This is a genomic window from Pseudomonas sp. R3-57 (genome assembly GCF_051132065.1).
Classification (GTDB): Bacteria; Pseudomonadota; Gammaproteobacteria; order Pseudomonadales; family Pseudomonadaceae; genus Aquipseudomonas.
Window position 1 is genome coordinate 3973984 of the sequence record NZ_CP071655.1, and the last position, 19969, is coordinate 3993952.

The 19969-nt window shown below is 60.1% G+C and carries 16 protein-coding genes, 5 tRNA genes and 1 pseudogene; 7 read left to right on the top strand and 15 right to left on the bottom strand.

Going from position 1 to position 19969, the window contains the following annotated elements; translation table 11 throughout:
• Window positions 1-4: 4 nt before the first annotated feature.
• A complete protein-coding gene (leuC, locus tag J3P93_RS17970) occupies window positions 5-1423 on the bottom strand; it encodes a 3-isopropylmalate dehydratase large subunit (RefSeq protein ID WP_206415782.1) in 1419 nt (472 codons plus the stop codon).
• Window positions 1424-1562: 139 nt separating this feature from the next.
• On the opposite strand from leuC, the gene J3P93_RS17975 reads away from it, so the two are divergent.
• A complete protein-coding gene (locus J3P93_RS17975) occupies window positions 1563-2447 on the top strand; it encodes a LysR family transcriptional regulator (protein WP_090282642.1) in 885 nt (294 codons plus the stop codon).
• A 74-nt stretch (window positions 2448-2521) separates the two neighbouring features.
• Entirely contained in the window at window positions 2522-5800 is a 3279-nt protein-coding gene (locus J3P93_RS17980) for a PAS domain S-box protein (protein ID WP_434590300.1), read from the top strand.
• Window positions 5801-5846: 46 nt separating this feature from the next.
• Here the strand turns inward: J3P93_RS17980 and J3P93_RS17985 are convergent, their stop codons facing one another.
• The 11 genes and pseudogenes from J3P93_RS17985 to uvrB form a co-directional block, all read right to left on the bottom strand.
• The gene (locus J3P93_RS17985; RefSeq protein ID WP_090282640.1) at window positions 5847-6290 is read right to left on the bottom strand and encodes an Hsp20 family protein; all 444 of its coding nucleotides are present in this window, start codon (window positions 6288-6290) and stop codon (window positions 5847-5849) included.
• A gap of 119 nt (window positions 6291-6409) precedes the next feature.
• Window positions 6410-7369, bottom strand: a complete 960-nt coding sequence (locus tag J3P93_RS17990) for a tRNA dihydrouridine synthase (RefSeq protein ID WP_090282639.1) — start codon at window positions 7367-7369, stop codon at window positions 6410-6412.
• 169 nt (window positions 7370-7538) lie between these two features.
• Window positions 7539-7988 carry an acyl-CoA thioesterase gene (locus tag J3P93_RS17995; RefSeq protein WP_434590305.1) on the bottom strand — a complete coding sequence of 150 codons (450 nt, stop codon included), beginning with the start codon at window positions 7986-7988 and terminating at the stop codon, window positions 7539-7541.
• A 47-nt stretch (window positions 7989-8035) separates the two neighbouring features.
• A complete protein-coding gene (locus J3P93_RS18000) occupies window positions 8036-8869 on the bottom strand; it encodes an alpha/beta fold hydrolase (protein ID WP_434590308.1) in 834 nt (277 codons plus the stop codon).
• A 30-nt stretch (window positions 8870-8899) separates the two neighbouring features.
• Complete coding sequence (locus J3P93_RS18005) at window positions 8900-9439, bottom strand: TetR/AcrR family transcriptional regulator (protein ID WP_093102857.1); 540 nt, start codon at window positions 9437-9439, stop codon at window positions 8900-8902.
• 182 nt (window positions 9440-9621) lie between these two features.
• Window positions 9622-9697: transfer RNA gene (locus J3P93_RS18010), tRNA-Glu, on the bottom strand.
• Window positions 9698-9777: 80 nt separating this feature from the next.
• Window positions 9778-9853 (bottom strand) — tRNA-Ala (locus J3P93_RS18015).
• Window positions 9854-9906: 53 nt separating this feature from the next.
• Window positions 9907-9982: transfer RNA gene (locus tag J3P93_RS18020), tRNA-Glu, on the bottom strand.
• A gap of 79 nt (window positions 9983-10061) precedes the next feature.
• Window positions 10062-10137: transfer RNA gene (locus J3P93_RS18025), tRNA-Ala, on the bottom strand.
• A 203-nt stretch (window positions 10138-10340) separates the two neighbouring features.
• Window positions 10341-11823, bottom strand: a pseudogene (gene gltX, locus J3P93_RS18030) (glutamate--tRNA ligase).
• Window positions 11824-12038: 215 nt separating this feature from the next.
• Window positions 12039-14054 carry an excinuclease ABC subunit UvrB gene (gene uvrB, locus J3P93_RS18035; protein ID WP_434590311.1) on the bottom strand — a complete coding sequence of 672 codons (2016 nt, stop codon included), beginning with the start codon at window positions 14052-14054 and terminating at the stop codon, window positions 12039-12041.
• Between the two features lie 337 nt (window positions 14055-14391).
• Here uvrB and J3P93_RS18040 point away from each other — a divergent pair, with 337 nt between their 5' ends.
• Both J3P93_RS18040 and J3P93_RS18045 read left to right on the top strand, forming a co-directional pair.
• Window positions 14392-15588, top strand: coding sequence for an amino acid aminotransferase (locus J3P93_RS18040; protein WP_434590314.1), 1197 nt, complete (start codon window positions 14392-14394; stop codon window positions 15586-15588).
• Window positions 15589-15813: 225 nt separating this feature from the next.
• Window positions 15814-16014 (top strand): hypothetical protein, encoded by a 201-nt coding sequence (locus J3P93_RS18045; protein WP_090282632.1) that lies wholly within the window; start codon window positions 15814-15816, stop codon window positions 16012-16014.
• Here J3P93_RS18045 and J3P93_RS18050 read toward each other — a convergent pair.
• Window positions 16011-16241 (bottom strand): hypothetical protein, encoded by a 231-nt coding sequence (locus J3P93_RS18050; RefSeq protein ID WP_258449807.1) that lies wholly within the window; start codon window positions 16239-16241, stop codon window positions 16011-16013. The genes J3P93_RS18045 and J3P93_RS18050 overlap by 4 nt on opposite strands.
• Before the next feature lie 219 nt (window positions 16242-16460).
• Here J3P93_RS18050 and J3P93_RS18055 point away from each other — a divergent pair.
• Window positions 16461-16536: transfer RNA gene (locus J3P93_RS18055), tRNA-Asn, on the top strand.
• A 119-nt stretch (window positions 16537-16655) separates the two neighbouring features.
• On the opposite strand, the gene J3P93_RS18060 is transcribed toward J3P93_RS18055, so the two are convergent.
• Complete coding sequence (locus J3P93_RS18060) at window positions 16656-18179, bottom strand: nucleobase:cation symporter-2 family protein (protein ID WP_394597770.1); 1524 nt, start codon at window positions 18177-18179, stop codon at window positions 16656-16658.
• A gap of 252 nt (window positions 18180-18431) precedes the next feature.
• Here J3P93_RS18060 and J3P93_RS18065 point away from each other — a divergent pair, with 252 nt between their 5' ends.
• Both J3P93_RS18065 and J3P93_RS18070 read left to right on the top strand, forming a co-directional pair.
• On the top strand, window positions 18432-18716 hold the full coding sequence (locus J3P93_RS18065; protein WP_434590318.1) for a BrnT family toxin: 285 nt from the start codon (window positions 18432-18434) through the stop codon (window positions 18714-18716).
• 3 nt (window positions 18717-18719) lie between these two features.
• A complete protein-coding gene (locus J3P93_RS18070; RefSeq protein ID WP_434590321.1) occupies window positions 18720-19052 on the top strand; it encodes a BrnA antitoxin family protein in 333 nt (110 codons plus the stop codon).
• Here J3P93_RS18070 and J3P93_RS18075 read toward each other — a convergent pair.
• Window positions 19049-19882, bottom strand: coding sequence for an arylamine N-acetyltransferase family protein (locus tag J3P93_RS18075; protein ID WP_434590324.1), 834 nt, complete (start codon window positions 19880-19882; stop codon window positions 19049-19051). The genes J3P93_RS18070 and J3P93_RS18075 overlap by 4 nt on opposite strands.
• Window positions 19883-19969: the final 87 nt, after the last annotated feature.

Sequence of the window (19969 nt, forward strand, 5' to 3'; positions counted from 1 at the left end):
CCTTTTAGATCAATTCACGAACGTCGATGAAACGACCGTTCACCGCTGCGGCAGCGGCCATGGCCGGACTGACCAGGTGGGTACGGCCACCGGCGCCCTGACGGCCTTCGAAGTTGCGGTTGGACGTCGAGGCGCAATGCTCGCCGGACTCCAAACGGTCCGGGTTCATCGCCAGGCACATTGAGCAACCCGGCTCACGCCATTCGAAACCGGCTTCGAGGAAGATCTTGTCCAGACCTTCGGCTTCCGCTTGCGCCTTGACCAGACCCGAGCCCGGCACGACGATCGCCTGCTTGATGGTCGACGCAACCTTGCGGCCTTTGGCGATCACCGCCGCGGCGCGCAAGTCTTCGATCCGCGAGTTGGTGCATGAACCGATGAACACGCGGTCGAGCTGAATGTCGGTAATCGCCTGATTGGCGGTCAAGCCCATGTATTTCAGGGCGCGGACGATCGAGTCGCGCTTGACCAGATCCATCTCCTTGGCCGGGTCCGGGACGTTCTGATCAACGGCCAAAACCATTTCCGGCGAAGTGCCCCAGCTGACTTGCGGCTTGATCTGCGCGGCGTCGAGCTCAACCACGGTGTCGAACTGCGCGTCGGCGTCGGAAACCAGGTCTTTCCAGGCTTCGACGGCCATGTCCCACTGGGCGCCTTTCGGAGCAAACGGACGGCCCTTCACGTAATCGATGGTCTTCTGATCCGCCGCCACCAGCCCCACGCGGGCGCCAGCTTCAATGGACATGTTGCAAATGGTCATGCGGCCTTCGACGGACAGATCGCGGATCGCGCTGCCGGCGAATTCGATGGCATGGCCGTTACCGCCGGCGGTGCCGATCTTGCCGATCACCGCGAGGACGATGTCCTTGGCGGTCACGCCGAACGGCAATTGCCCTTCGACGCGCACCAGCATGTTTTTCATTTTCTTGGCAACCAGGCACTGAGTGGCGAGCACGTGCTCGACCTCGGAAGTGCCGATGCCGTGAGCCAACGCGCCGAAGGCGCCGTGGGTCGAGGTGTGTGAGTCGCCGCAGACCACGGTCATGCCCGGCAAGGTCGCGCCCTGCTCCGGGCTGATGACGTGGACGATGCCTTGGCGCACGTCATTCATCTTGAACTCGACGATGCCGTATTCATCACAGTTGTCATCGAGGGTCTGCACCTGCAAACGCGAGACCTGGTCGGCAATGGCTGCGATGCCGCCCTTGCGTTCCGGAGTGGTCGGTACGTTGTGGTCCGGGGTCGCGATGTTGGCATCGATGCGCCACGGCTTGCGCCCGGCCAGACGCAGGCCTTCGAAGGCTTGCGGCGAGGTCACTTCGTGAATGATGTGACGGTCGATGTAGATCAGCGCAGAGCCATCGTCGCGCTGCTTGACCAAATGCGAATCCCAGAGCTTGTCGTACAGCGTTTTGCCGGCCATCAGACGGTTCCTCATCAGCTTGTTTCTATGCCCTGGGCTTATCAATAACCCTTTGGCTTGTGAGGCCGATCCTATGGGGTTAGATTAAATAACTCAAATTCATATTTTTTATGCTTTGGATAACCGACTGGAATACTGAATGGATCTGGCCAACCTGAATGCTTTTATTGCCATCGCCGAGACCGGCAGCTTCTCCGGCGCCGGCGAACGCCTGCACCTGACTCAACCGGCGATCAGCAAGCGCATCGCCGGTCTGGAGCAACAACTGAAGGTGCGCCTGTTCGACCGTCTGGGCCGTGAAGTCGGCCTGACCGAGGCTGGCCGCGCCCTGCTGCCGCGGGCTTACCAGATTTTAAACGTGCTGGATGACACCCGCCGCGCCCTGACCAACCTGACCGGCGAAGTCAGCGGTCGTCTGACGCTGGCCACCAGTCATCACATCGGTCTGCATCGATTACCACCCTTATTAAGGGAGTTCACCCGCCGCTACCCACAGGTCGCGCTGGATATTCAGTTCCTCGATTCGGAAGTGGCCTACGAAGAGATTCTTCACGGCCGCGCTGAACTGGCAGTCATCACCTTGGCGCCGGAGCCTCACGCGCTGGTCAAGGCCACACCGGTGTGGGACGACCCACTGGATTTCGTGGTCGCCCCGGAGCATTCGCTGATCAATAACGGCGCCGTCAGTCTGATCGACATTGCCGGCCATCCGGCAGTATTCCCCGGCGGCAACACCTTTACCCACCACATCGTCCAGCGTTTATTCGAGGCCCAAGGCCTGACGCCAAACATCGCCATGAGCACCAACTATCTGGAAACCATCAAAATGATGGTCTCGATCGGCCTCGCCTGGAGCGTGTTGCCACGCACCATGCTCGATGAGCAAGTGGCGAGCATCGCATTACCGGGCATACAGCTCAGTCGCCAGCTAGGCTATATCCTGCACACCGAACGGACGCTCTCGAACGCGGCAAGAGCCTTCATGGCCTTGCTGGATGCACAAATCGATCTGCCAGGGACTTGAGGCCGACTTGTGCTACTCCTGTAGAGCCGCGATTGCTGTGCCTAACGCCACCATCCGCTCAAGGCCTGTCCACAATGCCGAAATCTGTTCACCGAACGCCGCCGATGCCGCGAATACAGGCGATTGACCCGCGCCACTCCGAGCAGAGCTGGGAAAGCGCGCCGCAATTGCTGGCGGCGCTCAACGGCGCCCGGCTCGGTGCCTGGTATTGGGACATCGAGCGCGGGCAGATCAGTTGGTCGCGCGGCACCCAGGCGTTGTTCGGCTTCGATCCCCGGCAGCCGCTGCCCGAAGACCTGGAATATCTGGATTTGCTGCCACCGGAAGACCGGGCAAAAACCGTTCGCGCCTTTCATGCGGTGATCGCCGGCGCGCCGCTGGAGCAGGCGATGCACCACCGCATCCGCTGGCCCGACGGCAGCCTGCACTGGCTGGAGATCAATGGCAGCCTGCTGCCGGACAAAAACGGCCGTCCCCGAATGATCGGGGTGATTCGCGAAATCACCCACCAGCGTCAACGTGAACAGGCGCTGAGCAGCTCGGAGAAACGTTTCGCCACACTTTTCCACCTGTGCCCCAACATGGTGCTGCTGACCCGCCAGGAAGACGGCCTGATCAGCGAAGCCAACCAGTATTTTGAAAGTCTGTTCGGCTGGCCGGTGCTGAACGCCATTGGTCGGACCACCCTTGAACTTGGCCTGTGGGTGCACCCCGAGCAGCGCGCCGAACTGGTGAAAAAAACCAAGGCCAAAGGCGAACTGACCAGCATGGAAGTGCAGTTTCGCGCCAGCAACGGCCAGGTGCATGACGGCATTCTCAGTGCGCAGAAAGTCGAACTCGAAGGTCAGCCGTACCTGCTCAGCACCTTCCTCGACACCACCGAACGCAAAGCCGCCGAACTGGCCTTGAAAGACAGCCAGGAACGCCTCGACCTGGCGCTGGATTCGGCGCAGCTCGGTACCTGGGACTGGCACATCCCCAGCGGCATGCTCTACGGCTCGGCGCGCGCCGCACAATTGCACGGGCTCGACCCGATACCGTTTCATGAATCATTCGAGGCGTTTTTCGAGGGCGTGCCGGGCGAAGAACGCGACAGCATGCGCGATGCCTACCGCAGTCTGCGCGAAGGCCCGGCGGGCAACTATCAACTGACCTATCGTGTGCAATTGCCGGACGGCAGCTCGCGCTATCTGGAAAGTCGCGCGCGCCTGTATCGCGATGACAACGGCACACCGCTGCGCATGGCCGGCACTCTGCTGGACATTACCGACCAGGTCGAACGCGAACAGCGACTGGTGGCCTCGGAAGAGAAATTCGCCACGCTGTTTCAGGTCAGCCCGGACCCGATCTGCGTCACCCGCCAGGAAACCGGCCAGTTCATCGAGATCAACTCCAGTTTCACCCAGACGTTCGGCTGGAACGCCGTTGACGTGATTGGCCACACCGCCGAGGAAATCGGCCTGTGGGACGCCTCGGCAAAAAGCCTGCAACGCATTGAGCGGGTGATCCGCGAGCAGGGCTTGAGCAATGTCGCGATCATCGTCCAGCACAAGGATGGCCAGTCTCTGACGTGTGTGATTTCCAGTCGGCAGATCAGCGTTGGCGATCAGCCGTGCATCGTCACCACGTTGCGCGACATCACCCAACAACAACGCTCGGAAGCGGCGCTGAAGGCCAGCGAAGAGAAGTTTGCCAAGGCGTTTCACTCCAGCCCCGACGCGATCACCATCACCGAGCGTGATACCGGGCGTTATCTGGAAGTCAACGACGGCTTCTGCCGCTTGACGGGCTATCGCGCCGAGGAAGTGGTGGGCAAAACCGTGTATCAGGTCGGCATTTGGGCCGAGGAAAAGCAGCGTTCGGCGCTGTTGGCTGAATTGCAGATCAAGGGCCGCGTGCACCATCAGGAAATGCTCGGGCGCAACAAGCGCGGGGAGATACTGACTGTCGAGGTCTCGGTCGAGCCGATCACCCTCAACGAAACCGCCTGCCTGCTGCTGACCGCGCGAGACGTCAGCCTGCTGAAGAACGCCGAAGCGCAGATCCGCCATCTGGCCTATCACGACCCGCTGACCAACCTGCCCAACCGCGCCTTGCTGATGGATCGGTTGAGCCAGCAGATAGCCCTGCTCAAGCGTCACAACCTGCGTGGCGCCCTGCTGTTTCTCGATCTTGACCACTTCAAGCACATCAATGACTCGCTCGGCCATCCGGTCGGCGACACCGTGCTGAAGATCATCACCGCGCGGCTCGAAGCCAGTGTTCGCATGGAAGACACCGTGGCACGCCTGGGTGGCGACGAATTCGTCGTGCTGCTCAGCGGACTCGAAGGCTCGCGCAGTGACGTCAGCGAGCAGGTGCGCGCGCTGGCCGACACCATTCGCGAATTGCTGTCCGAGCCGATGTTTCTCGACGGCCAGCGCCTGCAAGTGACGCCGAGCATCGGCGTGGCGCTGATTCCCGATCACGGCTCGACGCCGACCGACCTGCTCAAACGCGCCGACATCGCCCTGTATCGGGCCAAGGATTCGGGGCGCAACACCACGCAGATGTATCACAACACCATGCAGAAAGCCGCGAGCGAACGGCTGCGCATGGAGACCGATCTGCGTCTGGCGCTGTCACGCGGCGAATTCAATGTGCACTTTCAGCCGCAGGTCGATGCACGCGACAACCGCATCATCGGCGCCGAAGCCCTGGTGCGCTGGAACCATCCGCAGCTGGGCGCGCAATCGCCTGCCGAGTTCATCAAGGTTCTGGAGGACAGCGGGCTGATTCTCGAAGTCGGCACCTGGATCCTCGACGAAGCCTGCAATGCCTTCAAGCAACTGATCGCGCTGCGCCTGGTCAACCCGCTCGCTTTCAGCCTGTGCGTGAACATCAGCCCACGGCAGTTCCGTCAGAACGATTTCGTCGAGCGCATCGAACACAGCATGAGCAGCCACGGCCTCCCCTGCTCGCTGCTGAAACTGGAAATCACCGAAGGCATCGTCATCCAGAACCTGGAAGACACCATCGGCAAGATGCGCCGCTTGAAAAAGCTCGGCGTCAGTTTTGCCATGGACGATTTCGGCACCGGTTATTCATCGCTCACTTATCTGAAACGCCTGCCGGTGGACACGCTGAAAATCGATCAGTCATTCATCCGCGACGCGACCACCGACCCGAACGACGCCGAGATCATCCGCGCGATTGTCGCGATGGCACGCAGCCTGGAGCTGGAGGTGATTGCCGAAGGCGTGGAGACGCCGGAGCAGTTGGCGTTTTTGCAGGGGCTGGGCTGTCATTTGTATCAGGGGTATCTGCACAGTCGACCGGTGGCACTGAGCGATTTAAAGGTGCTGCTGGAATGACGCGCACAAAAAAGGGCGCCATTGGCGCCCTTTTCGTTACTCGGCGTTATTGCAGCGCCGGCTGCTGCGCACCATTGATTGGAATGCGCTTGGCTTTCGCCTCTTCAGGGACCACGCGCAGCAGGTCGATGCTCAGCAGGCCGTTGCTCAGGTCCGCGGCCTTGATCTCGATGTGATCGGCCAGACGGAACGACAGCTTGAACGCACGCTGGGCGATGCCCTGATGCAGGAAGGTCACACCTTCGTTGGCGTCACGCTTGCCACCACTGATGGTCAGCACACCTTTCTCGACCTGCAGTTCCAGGTCTTCTTCCCGGAAACCGGCGGCGGCAACGACGATACGGTATTGGTCATCACCGTGTTTCTCGACGTTGTAAGGTGGGTAGCTGCTGCCTGGCTCGTTGCGCAGGGCGGTTTCGAACAGGTCGTTGAAACGGTCGAAACCTACCGAGGAACGGAACAGTGGCGCGAGGGAAAATGCAGTACTCATGATTCAAATCTCCTGAAAACAATCAGCAAGTTTTTGTGTCTCCGCGACCCGAATTCGGCATCGCGTAACCCTTAGATAGGGACCGCTGTCTGGTTTTCAAGAGATTATTTTCAGATTTTTTATGCGGCCTCGACCAACGGCAGACCGAGCAGACGCGAGACCTGATCGGGCTCGGTTTCGCGGCGCAACACCGTGAACAGCTCGGTGGCTTGCGGGTAGTTGCGCGTCAACATCGCCAGCCATTGCTTCAAGCGCCCCGGCGATTGACGCGCGGTCATCTGCGCTTTGGCTTGCAGCCAGAAATCCTGAATCAACGGCATCAGCTCCGCCCAGGTCATCTCGACCACCTCTTCGCCGGCGCGAGCCGCAGCGATCTGCCGGGCCAGATCCGGACGCGACACCAGTCCACGACCGAGCATGATGTCTTCGACGCCGCTGATCTCGCGGCAACGCCGCCAGTCTTCGACGCTCCAGATATCACCGTTGGCGAATACCGGCACCTTGACCACGTCCTGCACCCGCGGAATCCACTCCCAGTGCGCCGGCGGCTTGTAGCCGTCCATTTTGGTCCGCGCGTGAACCACGATGTGCTCGGCGCCACCCTCGGCCAGCGCCGTGGCGCAGACCAGCGAACCGTCAGGGCTGTCAAAGCCCAGGCGCATTTTCGCAGTGACCGGAATGTGCGCGGGCACGGCACGGCGGACGTGCTCGACGATCTGGTTAAGCAGTTCCGGTTCTTTCAGCAACACCGCGCCGCCCCGGGACTTGTTCACAGTCTTGGCCGGGCAACCAAAGTTGAGGTCGATCACTTCGGAGCCAAGTTCGCAGGCCAGCGCTGCGTTTTCCGCCAGGCACACCGGATCGGAACCGAGCAATTGCACGCGCAACGGCACACCGGCTGCGGTGCGTGCACCATTGAGCAGCTCAGGGCCGAACTTGTGGAAATAGGCCGGTGTGAGCAACTGATCGTTGACTCGAATGAATTCGGTCACGCACCAGTCGATGCCGCCAACGCGGGTCAGCACGTCACGCAGGATGTCGTCGACCAACCCCTCCATGGGCGCCAGAGCAATTTGCATGGGAAAACACTACTTGAAAGAAAAAACGTGCGGCAGTTTACTGGATTACGCGCGAAACCGCAGAACAACACAGATCCCTTGTAGGAGTGAGCCTGCTCGCGATAGCGGTGGGTCAGTTACACCTATGTTACAGACACACCGCTATCGCGAGCAGGCTCACTCCTACAGTTTAGATTTGCGGTGTTGCCGGGATCTGAATCGCCGCGCCATAGCCTTCGATGAATTCCGCCGGCATGCGCTTGGGCTTGCCCGTCGACAATTCGATGCAGACAAACGTGGTCTGCGCCCGCAATAGGGTGGCGTTGTCGCTCGGGCGTTTCAGCTGGAAATGCCGGGTCATTTTCAGGCGCTGGTCCCAATCGACGATCCAGGTCGCCAATTGCAGTTCGTCGCCCTCGTAGGCAGCGGCGAGATAATCGATTTCGTGGCGCACTACGGCCATCGCCCGATCCAGTCGCCGGTACTCGACCAGGTCCAGACCCAGGCGCTGCGAGTGGCGCCAGGCGCAGCGCTCAAGCCAGGTCACATAAACCGCGTTGTTGGCGTGGCCCAGCCCGTCGATATCCTCGGCGCCTACTTGCAGATCAATGGTAAACGGCGTTGCCCGATCCCAGCCCATGCCCCACTCCCGGTCGATGTATTGAACCTGGGCAGTGTAACGGATGGCTATGCCGATTGGCGCGTCTGAAGGCTGCGCCCGGCCAGCAGTGATAACACGCCATCAATCACCCGAGGGTCGGCCAGCACGCGCTGATGCCCGCCGCTTTCGAGGCGCAGCAAGCGGCTGTCGAACCAGGCCTCGTGGATCAACTGCGACTCTTTTACCGAAACAAAATTGTCGTCCTCGGCATGCACGATCAAGCCCGGCATATCCAGTTGATAGCGCGCCACATCAAGGGTGGCGGCGCGCATGCCGACGTCCTGTTCGACTTGGCGTATGAACGCCGATCGCGCTCGCGGCGGCATTCCGACCATGCGCGCAAAACCACGCAGCACGCCGAGAATACGTGCCGGTGCGGCAATGCTGACGAGGGTTTCGGTGCGCAGGCCCATTTGCACAGCGAGCATTGCGCTGGCGCCACCCATCGAATGGCCGATGACGGCTTGCAGCGGTGGCAGCTCAGCCGCTGCCTCAAGCATGGCTCGGGCAAACAGCGCCACATTGGCTTCGCGCCCCGGCGAACGACCATGGGCTGGGCCATCCAGTGCGACAACGGTATAACCGGCATCGACCAGCGCCGTGGTCAACGCGGCGAACTGGGTTGGCCGCCCTTCCCAACCATGCATCAGCAGCACGGCCGGGCCCTGGCCCCAGCGCAACGCGGAGAGGCCAAAGCGCAAGGTGATGCGCTCGGCACTGGCCAGCATCGGCAGTTCCCAGTCTCGCAGAGGCAGCGTGCGCGGCGTCATGAACACCAGACGCATCTTGCTCGCCACCCGTTTCGGTGCAATCCAGCCCAAGGTGCCGTTAACGCCACGAACCCACTTCAACGCGTTCATCGCTCTCTCCTCAGGCAGGATGCCTTCAAGTCAACGCACCGCCGACTTGGCGGCGCGCAGCAATCGATCGGATAAATCACCAGGGCCGAGCGCGCGTGCCAGCGCCAGACCGCCCACCATCAACGCCACGTCAGCCAGGGCCTTGTCGGTGTCTTCGGGGCTGGCCGCCAGTTGCGCGACCATCAGCTCCAGGTGCTCGTTCAGCGCCAGGCGGAACGACTCCGGCAAACGACCCAATTCACCGATCGAAGCGGGAATCGGGCACGCCGCCTCGCTGGAATCACGGTGTTTGCGCGACAGGTAGAACGCGGCAACCAGGGCGCGACGCTCTTCGCCGGTCAACTCGGCATCCATGTCGGCAATCAGGTCGCGACGCCGACCCAGCAATTGCTTGAACGCTTCGAGCATCATCGCGTCCTTGCTTTCGAAGTGCGCGTAGAAGCCGCCGACGGTCAGGCCGGCCGCGCCCATCACTTCGCCCACGCTGGGGTCTGCCGGGCCGCGCTGGATCAGTGCAGCGCTGGCAGCCTTGAGGATGCGTTCGCGGGTTTGAGCTTTTTTATCGTTCATCGTTGCCTCCGAATATTACGACTAGAATATTATTCGCATAATAATATTCCGCAAGTCAAGGATATGACCGCTGGTCTGAAGCACAGTGTAAGGAAAAAGGAGAGTTGGCCAAACGCCAGACAAACAAAAGGGCCATTCAATAATTGAATGACCCTTATAAAATCCCGCAGAGCGGGTAATCGTGGCGTCCCCTAGGGGACTCGAACCCCTGTTACCGCCGTGAAAGGGCGGTGTCCTAGGCCACTAGACGAAGGGGACACAAACCCTTCTATACAACTGATCAGTGCTGAGTGCTGATCGATTCAAGGTCGGTGTGGCCAGACCTCGAATTGTAAAATTGGTGGAGCTAAGCGGGATCGAACCGCTGACCTCCTGCATGCCATGCAGGCGCTCTCCCAGCTGAGCTATAGCCCCGGATTTTTCGCCTCGCGGCGGAGCGACGTTTTGCAACATCACTTCTGTAAAACTGGCGTCCCCTAGGGGACTCGAACCCCTGTTACCGCCGTGAAAGGGCGGTGTCCTAGGCCACTAGACGAAGGGGACGCAAACCCTTCTGTACAACTGATCAACGCTGAGTGTTGATCGCTTCAAGGCCGGTGTGGCCAGGCCTTGAAGTGTAAATTGGTGGAGCTAGACGGGATCGAACCGTCGACCTCTTGCATGCCATGCAAGCGCTCTCCCAGCTGAGCTATAGCCCCTCATCGTTGATGTCATCGCTGAGGACGGGGCGAATCTTAAGGGCGTATCGAAACCCTGTCAAACTTATTTTTGAAAAATTTCAAAATTTTTCGTCGGGATAACAATCACTTACCGCCCTCCCCCCCGTAAATCAGGGAGAAGCGCCGAAGGCCGGATCAAAAGATCGCGGCCTTCGGCTGCCGTCACACTGGGTCAGACCCGCTCAAGCAATGGCGCCCAGCAGCTTTTCCCACTCCTTGTTTTCTTTCTTCGATACGCCGCCCAGCAGGTCGATCGCCTGGCGCAGACGGAAACGGGTCAGGTCCGGCCCGAGAATTTCCATCGCATCGAGCACCGACACCGAACTGGCCTGGCCGGTGATCGCCGCGAACATCAGCGGCATCGCATCGCGCAGCTTCAGCTCAAGGGATTCGACCACCGCCTGAATCGTCGCGGTGATGCTGTCCTTTTCCCACTGACGCAGGCTTTCGAGTTTCCACAGGATCAACTGCATCAACTGACGCACCTGATCGCCGGAGAGCTTTTTCGATTCGAACAGTTTGGCGTCCGGATTGACCCCCCCGGCAAAGAAGAACCCGGCCAATGGCGCCACTTGGCTGAAGGTCTCGACGCGGCCCTGAACGTGCGGCGCGATTTTCATCATGTATTCGGAGTTGAACGCCCACTTCTGCACGCGTGCGGCAAACTCTTCCACCGGCAGATCACGCAGCCACTGGCCGTTGAGCCACGACAACTTCTCAATGTCGAAAATCGGACCGCCGAGGGACACGCGCTTCAGGTCGAAGTTGTCGACCATGTCCTGCAGCGAGAATTTTTCACGCTCGTCCGGCATCGACCAGCCCATGCGCCCCAGGTAGTTGAGCATCGCCTCAGGCATGAAGCCCATGCGCTCGTAGAACGTCACCGAAGTCGGGTTCTTGCGCTTGGACAGCTTGCTCTTGTCCGGGTTACGCAGCAGCGGCATGTAGCACAGCTCTGGCTGTTCCCAGCCGAAGTACTCGTAAAGCAGGATCAGTTTCGGCGCCGATGGCAGCCATTCTTCGCCGCGCAACACGTGGGTGATGCCCATCAGGTGATCGTCGACCACGTTGGCGAGGAAGTACGTCGGCAGGCCGTCGGTCTTCATCAGCACTTGCATATCCATGCGATTCCCACGGGATTTCGACATCGCCACGCAGCATGTCCGGCACCACGCACACGCCTTCGCTCGGGACTTTCATGCGGATCACGTGAGGCTCGCCAGCGGCCAGACGTGCCGCGACTTCTTCTTTCGACAGCAGCAGCGCGCGGCCGTCATAGCGTGGCGTTTCACCGCGAGCCATTTGTTCGGCGCGCATCTGGTCGAGTTCTTCGGCGGTGCAGAAGCACGGGAAGGCATGACCCATGTCGACCAGTTGCTGGCAATACTTCTGATAGATATCGCCGCGCTCGCTCTGCCGGTACGGGCCGTGCGGGCCGCCGACGTCCGGGCCTTCGCTCCAGTCGATACCCAACCAGCGCAGGGCGTCGAAGATCTGCTGTTCGGACTCGCGGGTCGAACGCAACTGGTCGGTGTCTTCGATGCGCAGGATGAACTCACCGCCATGCTGCTTGGCAAAGCAGTAGTTGAACAATGCGATGTAAGCGGTACCTACGTGGGGGTCCCCGGTAGGCGATGGCGCGATGCGAGTGCGGACGGTGGTCATGGCATGTCTCGAAAAGAATGAAAAGCAGAACAATCAAGCGGCGAATGGTAACAGGCGACACCCGCCCGGCTCCAGCAGGCAGGTTTTTTAAGGCAGACTTGCGGTCGCACTGACACCGAGTCGCCCCAATCGCTAGCAGGGCTAGCTCCCACAGGTTTTGTGGCGAGCGCGATTCCTGTGTTGATCGTTCCCACGCTCTGCGTGGGCACGATCCCTTATACCGTAAGCAATCGCTCACGCAATTTGGCAATCTCGTCGCGCATCTGCGCCGCCGCTTCAAACTCCAGGTCCCGCGCCAATTGGTACATCTTTTCTTCCAGCGCACGAATGCGTTTGGTGATTTCGCTTGGCGAGCGCAGTTCGGCTTCGTACTTGGCGTTTTCTTCGGCAGCCTTGGCCATGCCTTTGCGTTTCTTGCTGCGCGAGCCCGGCACGGTGGCGCCTTCCATGATGTCGGCAACGTCCTTGATCACGCCCTTCGGAGTGATACCGTTCTCAAGGTTGAAAGCGATCTGCTTCTCACGGCGGCGTTCGGTTTCGCCAATCGCCCTTTCCATCGAACCAGTCATGCGATCGGCATACAGAATGGCCCGGCCATTGAGGTTACGCGCCGCACGGCCGATGGTCTGGATCAGCGAACGCTCGGAACGCAGGAACCCTTCCTTGTCGGCATCGAGGATCGCCACCAGCGAGACTTCCGGCATGTCCAGGCCTTCGCGCAACAGGTTGATGCCGACCAGCACATCAAACACGCCAAGGCGCAAGTCGCGGATGATCTCGACGCGTTCGACGGTGTCGATGTCAGAGTGCAGATAGCGCACGCGCACACCGTGGTCGGCGAGGTAATCGGTGAGGTCTTCGGCCATACGCTTGGTCAGCGTGGTCACCAGCACCCGCTCTTCCACCGCTACGCGCTTGGTGATTTCCGAGAGCAGGTCATCGACCTGGGTCAGCGCCGGGCGCACTTCGACCTGCGGGTCGACCAGACCGGTCGGGCGCACCACTTGCTCGACCACGCGCCCGGCGTGTTCGGCCTCGTAATTGCCCGGCGTCGCCGAGACGAAAATGGTCTGCGGGCTGACCCCTTCCCACTCGTCGAAACGCATCGGCCGGTTATCCAGCGCCGAAGGCAGGCGGAAGCCGTATTCGACCAGCGTCTCTTTACGCGAGCGGTCGCCCTTATACATCGCGCCGACCTGCGGCACGCTGACGTGCGATTCATCGATGACCAGCAAGGCGTCGGCCGGCAGGTAATCGTAAAGCGTCGGCGGCGCGGCACCGGCCGGGCGCCCGGACAGGTAGCGCGAGTAGTTTTCGATGCCGTTGCAGTAACCCAGCTCGAGAATCATCTCCAGATCGAAGCGCGTGCGCTGCTCCAGACGCTGGGCTTCCACCAGTTTATTGTTGCTGCGCAGGTACTCAAGACGTTCCTGCAATTCGACCTTGATGCCTTCGATGGCGTCGAGCAGGGTTTCGCGCGGCGTCACGTAGTGGCTCTTCGGGTAAAAAGTGAACCGCGGCATCTTGCGAATGACTTCGCCGGTCAGCGGATCGAACGCGGAAATGCTTTCGACCTCGTCATCGAACAGCTCGATGCGGATCGCTTCCAGATCGGATTCCGCCGGAAAAATATCGATCACATCGCCGCGCACGCGGAATGTCGCCCGGGCGAAGTCCATGTCGTTGCGCGTGTATTGCAGATCGGCCAACCGGCGCAGCAGCGCGCGCTGATCGAGTTTGTCGCCGCGATCGACGTGCAACACCATCTTCAAATAGGTTTCCGGACTGCCCAGACCGTAGATGCACGACACCGTGGTGACGATGATCGCGTCTTTGCGCTCGAGCAGCGCTTTGGTCGCGGAGAGGCGCATCTGCTCGATGTGGTCGTTGATCGACGCGTCCTTCTCGATGAAGGTGTCGGACGACGGCACGTAGGCTTCCGGCTGGTAATAATCGTAGTAAGAGACGAAATACTCGACCGCGTTGTTCGGGAAGAATGCCTTGAATTCGCCGTACAACTGCGCCGCCAGGGTCTTGTTCGGCGCCAGCACCAGCGTCGGGCGCTGCACCTGGGAAATCACATTGGCGATGCTGAAGGTCTTGCCCGAGCCGGTCACACCGAGCAGCGTCTGGTGCGCCAGCCCGGCTTCGATGCCTTCGACCATCTGGCGAATCGCTTCCGGCTGATCGCCGGCAGGCTCGAAGCGGGTGACTAGCTGGAATTCGGACATACACACCTCTGGGATCGCGGCATCGCGCACCAGGCGCAGCACCACGGGGACGACCGCAAACGACCGACGTCGCGCAAGAAAATAGCTGGATTGTGCTCAATGTGGTGGCGATTGCCCGCGCTTTCAAGGCAAACGTCCTACATCTGTTAAAGACTCTGACACGCGCAGGCGACTAACGGTCAAGAAATAATCGGAAAAACTTCGCGCAAAAGCCGATTCGCCTGTCGCCATTGCCGAGTAATGGCCTCTATACTAGCTCCCCGTTTGTGCACCGCTCTAGTGCATCCGGCTGGAGCGCGACACGTCCCTCCATATCCCATTCAGAGCCGCCGCAATAATGAGCCTGTTCTCCGCTGTCGAAATGGCACCCCGCGATCCAATCCTGGGCCTCAACGAAGCATTCAACGCCGATACCCGGACCACCAAGGTCAACCTGGGCGTGGGTGTCTACTGCAACGAAGAGGGGCGAATTCCACTGCTGCGCGCGGTGATCGAAGCCGAGTCGATTCGCGTCGCGCAACACGCTTCGCGCGGTTACCTGCCGATCGATGGCATCGCCGCCTACGACCAGGCCGTGCAAAAGCTGCTGTTCGGTAACGACTCGCCGCTGATCAACGCTGGCCGTGTCATCACCACCCAGGCGGTCGGCGGTACCGGCGCCCTGAAAATCGGCGCTGACTTCCTCAAGCAACTGCTGCCGAACGCCGTCGTGGCAATCAGCGATCCGAGCTGGGAAAACCACCGTGCGCTGTTCGAAACCGCCGGGTTCCCGGTGCAGAACTACCGTTACTACGACGCCGCCACGCACGACGTGAACCGCGCCGGCATGCTCGAAGACCTCAACGCCCTGCCGAACGGCTCGATTATTGTCCTGCACGCTTGCTGCCACAACCCGACCGGCGTCGACCTGAGCCCGGCGGACTGGAACAACGTACTGCAAGCGGTCAAAGCCAAAGGCCACGTGCCGTTCCTCGACATGGCCTACCAGGGTTTTGGCGACGGCATCGACGAAGACGCCGCTGCGGTGCGCCTGTTCGCCGAGTCCGGCCTGACCTTCTTCGTTTCCAGCTCGTTCTCCAAGTCGTTCTCGCTGTACGGCGAGCGCGTTGGCGCGCTGTCGATCATCAGCGAATCGAAGGAAGAAAGCGCGCGCGTGCTGTCGCAAGTCAAACGCGTGATCCGCACCAACTACTCCAACCCGCCGACCCATGGTGCGAGCATCGTCGCCGCCGTGCTGAACAGCCCTGAGCTGCGCGCCCAGTGGGAAGCCGAGCTGGCGGAAATGCGTCTGCGCATTCGCGGCATGCGCACGCAAATGGTCGATCTGCTGGCAGAAAAAGCGCCGGGCCGCGATTTCAGCTTCGTCGGTCGTCAGCGCGGCATGTTCTCCTACTCGGGCCTGACCACTGAACAGGTTCATCGCCTGCGCAACGAGTTCGGCATCTACGCCCTGGACACTGGCCGCATCTGCGTGGCGGCGTTGAACCAGAGCAACATCAAGGCTGTGACGGATGCGATTGTTCAGGTCATCTGACTTCGCAGCTTGATGAAAAACGGGAAGCCTTGGGGCTTCCCGTTTTTTATTTGTCTTTGAAAACGCCCCGTAACCTCTAGACTGCACACAATTCCAACTGTAGGAGTGAGCCTGCTCGCGATAGCGTTTTGTCAGCCTGAATATGTATGACTGACACACCGCTATCGCGAGCAGGCTCACTCCTACAGGGTTTTGTGTACATTCGAGAGCTTTGCGAGAACCCACATGAAAAACGACAACCTGCGTGCCGACCGTGACGATCTGGATGATTTCATCCCGCGCGCCTCGGCCAAACGCGAAAAGAGCCTGGTGCTGCAAGTCGCCACCGGGGTATTCCTCGGCGGCCTGGCCCTGTGGCTGGTGCAACTGGCGGCAACGGCGGCGTATGCCAAGCTGATGCTCGGCACGATTACCTTCGGCAGTTAAGCCAGTTCAGCCGAGCGCTGAGCGGCGGCATCGTCGTAAATCACATACAGCGATTCGGCCACCTGGCTCTTGATGGTCTTGCTGCTTTCGAGCCCGAGGACGAACCCTTCGGCCTTGCCGCCGGCGCGGTTCAATTCTTCGGCAGTACTGGCCCCGGCGATTGCATCGAAGAGTTTTTCCGCGTGCGGGCCGATCCCTTTGGGCAGGCTGATCTGTGCAGTGCTCATGCGAGCACCTCGATATTGCTAGTGAGTTTAGACATGACGCGTACCTTTGCGGCGAATGGCCGGCAGCGCGTGTGACCACTTCCGGGCGGTCATGGTAGACCGCTGAGGCTTTTCTGGTAACCGCCAATCACTGACAAATCACCGTCCGTCCCGAAGATTCCTGCAATTTTGCATCAGGCGCTTGACTAGTCTTTTTAAATCAGTAACATACGCACCAATTCCGCAATAGCTCAGTTGGTAGAGCAAATGACTGTTAATCATTGGGTCCCTGGTTCGAGTCCAGGTTGTGGAGCCAAATAGCAAAGCCCCTGAATCGAAAGATTCAGGGGCTTTTTTGTGGGCGCTCGAAAAGCCCCAATGAAAAGGGCCGATCTGTCCATGACAGATCGGCCCTTTTCTATTCAGTCGCAGCCGTCAAACGTGTTCGCTGCTCTTGATCTGCACTTTCGCTGCGCCGTGCCCATGATCATGTTCGTCAGGCTCGATCACCGGCACTTCCTTGCCATCGCAATCGTGCAGCTTGCCGTCGCTGAAGTAGTCACCTTCGCGCAGCGCGGCCAGATCGCGGTAGCGCAAGGTGCGCTCCTCCGCTGCAGCGAACACCGATTGCTGATCCGAGTTACCGGCGGTGAAGTGGTTGAACGCGAGGTTGAGCAGGATCGCCATGATCGCCGACGAACTGATACCGGAATGGAAAATCGTCGCGAACCAGCTCGGGAACTGATCGTAGAAACTCGGCGCGGCAATCGGGATCATGCCGAAACCAATCGAAGTAGCGACAATGATCAGGTTGACGTTGTTGCGGTAATCCACCTTGGACAATGTGCGAATGCCACTCGCAGCCACCGTGCCGAACAGCACGATACCGGCACCGCCGAGTACCGAAGTCGGCACTGCGGCAATGACCCGCCCCATGAACGGCAACAGGCCGAGGATCACCAGGAACAGACCGCCCGTGGCCACCACGTAACGGCTCTTGATGCCGGTCACCGCCACCAGGCCAACGTTCTGCGCAAAGGCGCTTTGGGTGAACGAGCCGAAGATCGGCGCAAACATGCTCGACAGCATATCCGCGCGCAAGCCATTGCCCAGGCGCTTGGAGTCGACCTTGGTGCCGATAATCTCACCCACCGCCAGAATGTCCGCCGAGGTCTCCACCAGCGTCACCATGACCACGATGCACATCGACAGGATCGCCGCGAAGTGGAAGGTCGGCATGCCGAAGTGAAACGGCGTCGGGAAGCCGAACATCGGCCCGGTGGTAACGCTGGAGAAATCCGCCATGCCGAGGAACACCGCCAGCACCGTGCCGATCACCATGGCCAACAGGATCGACAGGCGCGAAATGGTCGCACTGCCGACCTTGCTCAGCAGCAACACGAGCACCAACGTAACTGCCGCCAAACCAATGTTCTGCATGCTGCCGAAGTCCGGCGCATGACTGTTGCCACCCATCGCCCAGCGTGCGGCCACCGGCATCAGCGTCAGGCCGATGGTGGTGATCACGATGCCGGTGACCAGCGGCGGAAAGAACTTGGTAATGCGCGAGAACACCGGGGTGATCAACAAGCCTATCAAGGACGCCGCAATCACCGCGCCGAGCACCGACTGAAAGCCGCCCTCCCCGCCACTGCTGACAATCGCGACCATGGTCGCCACGCCGGAAAACGACACGCCCTGCACCAGCGGCAACTGACAGCCAAAAAACGGCAAACCCAGGGTTTGCAGCAGCGTCGCCAGCCCCCCCGCAAACAATGAAGCAGCAATCAACAAACCGATGTCCGCCGGCGACAGGCCGGCCGCCTGGCCGATGATCAGCGGCACCGCAACGATACCGCCGTACATGGTCAGCACATGTTGCAGGCCGTAAGCCATATTCGCGCCGACCCCGAGATTTTCGTCCTCGGGCCGTGGGTGTGAAACATGGGGCGTTTTCATGGTGGGGGGTTCCCTGGTTTTTGTTATGCGCACACTGTATTCAATACCCGTGACAAATGTCCATAGAGTTGTATACAACTTGTCAGTCACATAATGGTTAGTTAGCCACCCAACCTTCTAGCCTGCGGCTTCTGCCTCACAAATCCGGCAACACATCCTCGACAGCGTCCATGCACATGCCCACTAGGCTGAAGTGTTCATGGCGACCAGCGGTACGGTCGCATCCTTTCTTATACATATAAAGCATGCATAATGAAGTCATTCAAAATTCAGTACGACAAAAGCAAGAACGCAGCCAACAAACTCAAGCACAAAGGCATCAGCCTCGCCGAGGTCGAACCCGTCTTGCACGACGAACGCGCACTGACGCTTGAGGACAACGATCATGACGAACAACGCTGGATCAGCCTTGGGCTCGATGCAAAGGGGTGCGTGCTGGTCGTTGCGTACAGCTACCGAGAAGTGAATGTCGTTCGAATCATTTCCGCACGCCTCGCCACACCGAGCGAACGACGTGCCTGTTTTCAGGAGGCTTGAACCATGCAAGACGAATATAATTTTTACGCGGGCAAACGCGGTGCAGTGGCGCCCAACAAAGGCAAGACCCGCATCACGATCATGCTGGATGACGCGGTAATCGAAGCGGCGCGTACGACCGCGGACCATGAGGGGTTCGGCTATCAGACGGTCATCAACAACACGCTGCGCCACGCCTTGCTCGACACTGCCCGCCAGCAACAGCCGGATGATTCGGGCGTTAGTGGACAATTCAAAAAAGGCATTACGGCCAGCGATCTGAAGAGTCTGGAAAGGAAGCTTTCGGCCGCGATCGGCGAAATCCGCCGCGTGCTCGAACCGGACGTCAAACCTTAGGCAGCGACAGGCGCAATCACCCGCGCCAGTGCCTGGCGAATACGCGGCAAATCACCCACATCAAGGCCAAACTCGCGTTGCAGCACGTCGATCAACTCGTCAACTTCGGTCAGCTCGCGCCGCTCGCTTTGTGCGTTCATGCGATGGATAGCAAAGCTGCCGTTGTTCAGCGTCTTGCGCCAGCCATCGCCAGTACGCGCGACCATCAACCGCTGAGTGAACGGTGACTGCGGGTGCGTCGAGACGTACCAGTTGCCGACGGTGTAATCGATGTCCTCCTGACGTTGCAGGTCGAACAGGTACATGGGCCGCCACTCACCGGCCACGTTGGCGCGGAGCATGTAGCCGTCGGGCTGGTGTTCGAGGCGATAGGGTTCGTGCGGGGTCGCTTGTTCGGCTTCGGTGTCGAGCCGCAACGGTGCGGTAGGCACCATGCCGCCGAAGCCGACGTCCGTGATGTAGCGCTCGGCGCCGATTGTCACCAGGCTCAAACGATGGGTGCGTGCCGTCCAACTGCCTTCGGGCTGATTCATCACCACGCGCCCGCTGATCGCCCGAGCTTCGAAGCCCAGCTCCAGCAACAGCGCGAAGAACAAGTGATTGAGTTCGTAGCAATAACCACCGCGACCACCGAGCAAGACTTTCTCTTCAATCGAGGGTAGGTCGATCAGCACTGGCGCGCCGGTGATGGTCGCCAGATTCTCGAAAGGAAACACGCCGGTATGGCGTAATTGCAACTGGCGCAGCGTCTTCAGCGTCGCGGGCGGCGCTGAATCGAACCCCAGGCGTTGCAGGTACCGTTGCAGATTCTTCAGGCGTGGCGCGCTCATTGCTCGGTCCTTTTGCAGGGAGGCCGCAGATCACTGCGTTGCTGCTCGCCATGTATACGGATCGGGCGCACGTTTCGACAATTGATT

Excerpts from the sequence above, each read along its gene's own strand:
- leuC (WP_206415782.1), bottom strand. The coding sequence starts at position 1,423 with ATGGCCGGCAAAACGCTGTACGACAAGCTCTGGGATTCGCATTTGGTC.
- J3P93_RS17975 (WP_090282642.1), top strand. The coding sequence starts at position 1,563 with ATGGATCTGGCCAACCTGAATGCTTTTATTGCCATCGCCGAGACCGGC.
- J3P93_RS17980 (WP_434590300.1), top strand. The coding sequence starts at position 2,522 with ATGCCGAAATCTGTTCACCGAACGCCGCCGATGCCGCGAATACAGGCG.
- J3P93_RS17985 (WP_090282640.1), bottom strand. The coding sequence starts at position 6,290 with ATGAGTACTGCATTTTCCCTCGCGCCACTGTTCCGTTCCTCGGTAGGT.
- J3P93_RS17990 (WP_090282639.1), bottom strand. The coding sequence starts at position 7,369 with ATGCAAATTGCTCTGGCGCCCATGGAGGGGTTGGTCGACGACATCCTG.
- J3P93_RS17995 (WP_434590305.1), bottom strand. The coding sequence starts at position 7,988 with ATGGGCTGGGATCGGGCAACGCCGTTTACCATTGATCTGCAAGTAGGC.
- J3P93_RS18000 (WP_434590308.1), bottom strand. The coding sequence starts at position 8,869 with ATGAACGCGTTGAAGTGGGTTCGTGGCGTTAACGGCACCTTGGGCTGG.
- J3P93_RS18005 (WP_093102857.1), bottom strand. The coding sequence starts at position 9,439 with ATGAACGATAAAAAAGCTCAAACCCGCGAACGCATCCTCAAGGCTGCC.
- uvrB (WP_434590311.1), bottom strand. The coding sequence starts at position 14,054 with ATGTCCGAATTCCAGCTAGTCACCCGCTTCGAGCCTGCCGGCGATCAG.
- J3P93_RS18040 (WP_434590314.1), top strand. The coding sequence starts at position 14,392 with ATGAGCCTGTTCTCCGCTGTCGAAATGGCACCCCGCGATCCAATCCTG.
- J3P93_RS18045 (WP_090282632.1), top strand. The coding sequence starts at position 15,814 with ATGAAAAACGACAACCTGCGTGCCGACCGTGACGATCTGGATGATTTC.
- J3P93_RS18050 (WP_258449807.1), bottom strand. The coding sequence starts at position 16,241 with ATGAGCACTGCACAGATCAGCCTGCCCAAAGGGATCGGCCCGCACGCG.
- J3P93_RS18060 (WP_394597770.1), bottom strand. The coding sequence starts at position 18,179 with ATGAAAACGCCCCATGTTTCACACCCACGGCCCGAGGACGAAAATCTC.
- J3P93_RS18065 (WP_434590318.1), top strand. The coding sequence starts at position 18,432 with ATGAAGTCATTCAAAATTCAGTACGACAAAAGCAAGAACGCAGCCAAC.
- J3P93_RS18070 (WP_434590321.1), top strand. The coding sequence starts at position 18,720 with ATGCAAGACGAATATAATTTTTACGCGGGCAAACGCGGTGCAGTGGCG.
- J3P93_RS18075 (WP_434590324.1), bottom strand. The coding sequence starts at position 19,882 with ATGAGCGCGCCACGCCTGAAGAATCTGCAACGGTACCTGCAACGCCTG.